Below are 1,257 nucleotides of genomic sequence, written 5' to 3'. Positions count from 1 at the left end.
TCTTTTTTATTATAACCGGCTGGCATTGATGGCATGCCAATGGTGCTGACGCCAACACTGCTGCTGCTGACTTTATAATCCGCTTGGTTTTCGATATCAGTAAAGCTAATTGTGCCAGTACCTAACCGGTTTTTTGGATTTATCCACAGTGGAGGCTATGTAGTTTTATACCGTCGGTTACATGCCACAAGGCACAAAGCCCAACCTCAGATCACAACTGAACATTAAAGGCAGATGGCTGGAGCCGGTAGGGTTTTATGTGGGCTGCCCTGTTATTATTAAGATTGAACAGAGAAAGTTGATAGTAGAACTTGATTTGCAAGTTTAAAAATAAATGGTTGATTTCTCCACACTATTATGTGGGGATTTATCCCTTATTTTGAATAACGTTCTCTTAATTTATTCATATAAAATTCTATTGAATCTTTTTCATTAGGATGTGTGTGAATATATACTTCCGATACTTTTTGCATTAGAGAAATAAATAATTGTATAGGCATTGGAAAACCTTCACTGTCTCCAAAAATAAAGATAGCTCCTTCAAACTTTTTAGGGTCATTTAAATCTTGATCTAACACATAGGCTATGTCTTCAGAAACAGTTTCACCTAATCCTTTTGAGGCATCAGAAATAAGTTCTAAGAAATTTATTTTATTCGTTTCACACATAGCCTTCAATAAATAATAAAGTTCTGAATCACCATTATTTAGTAATTTATCTATTAATTATCCTAGGCTCTTCAAAATAAGGGGAATTTTTATAATCTTCTAACCAAGAATTATCTGTTGAAAAAATAAATCCTTCCAATCTTTTAAAAGTATTATTTAGTATTTTCAATTCAATAATTATTTTGTCAAAAAAGGTTTCGTAATGTAAATCAATATATAACCTATCTTGAGGTAAAATTTTATTGGAAATATATTCTCCAATATTATACTGTATTTCATTTATTTCATTAACTGGCATTATATAAAGTACATCGACGCCATCTCGACTCATAATAAATTCAACAAAATTCTGTGTAATTCTTGACTTAAACATAACGGTTCGATCATCAACCAGAGTGACCTCTAATTTTTTCTTTACCACTAAAAAGGCAAGTTAATTGTCGAGCTTGCGAAGTAGATCGCATTATTGATAAATGATTAGTTCAGTTCTGCGATAGGGATCGCAGAACTGGGAAAAAACACATAAACTAAACATCATCGGTTGAAACAACATCAATTGCACCACAAGCTTTAAAAAGCCATTTTAATG

2 protein-coding genes and 1 pseudogene are annotated in these 1,257 nt (G+C 32.4%); 1 reads left to right on the top strand and 2 read right to left on the bottom strand.

What is annotated here, in order from left to right:
* Positions 1 to 175: 175 nt before the first annotated feature.
* Positions 176 to 328 (top strand): annotated as a pseudogene (locus tag J3U57_RS12895) (SymE family type I addiction module toxin); the annotation flags it as partial.
* A 46-nt stretch (positions 329 to 374) separates the two neighbouring features.
* On the opposite strand, the gene J3U57_RS12650 reads toward J3U57_RS12895, so the two are convergent.
* Together J3U57_RS12650 and J3U57_RS12645 are read right to left on the bottom strand one after the other, a co-directional pair.
* The gene (locus tag J3U57_RS12650) at positions 375 to 668 is read right to left on the bottom strand and encodes a hypothetical protein (RefSeq protein WP_267344997.1); all 294 of its coding nucleotides are present in this window, start codon (positions 666 to 668) and stop codon (positions 375 to 377) included.
* Positions 669 to 714: 46 nt separating this feature from the next.
* Complete coding sequence (locus J3U57_RS12645) at positions 715 to 999, bottom strand: hypothetical protein (protein WP_267344999.1); 285 nt, start codon at positions 997 to 999, stop codon at positions 715 to 717.
* Positions 1,000 to 1,257 lie beyond the last annotated feature (258 nt).

The organism is Gilliamella sp. B3464 (assembly GCF_026536145.1).
Taxonomy (GTDB): Bacteria; Pseudomonadota; Gammaproteobacteria; order Enterobacterales; family Orbaceae; genus Gilliamella.
The sequence above is the reverse complement of the archived record's forward strand: the minus strand, read 5'-3'. Positions and strand labels throughout refer to the sequence as shown.

Coding starts and splice junctions, on each gene's coding strand:
- J3U57_RS12650 (WP_267344997.1), bottom strand. CDS start 668: ATGTGTGAAACGAATAAAATAAATTTCTTAGAACTTATTTCTGATGCC.
- J3U57_RS12645 (WP_267344999.1), bottom strand. CDS start 999: ATGAGTCGAGATGGCGTCGATGTACTTTATATAATGCCAGTTAATGAA.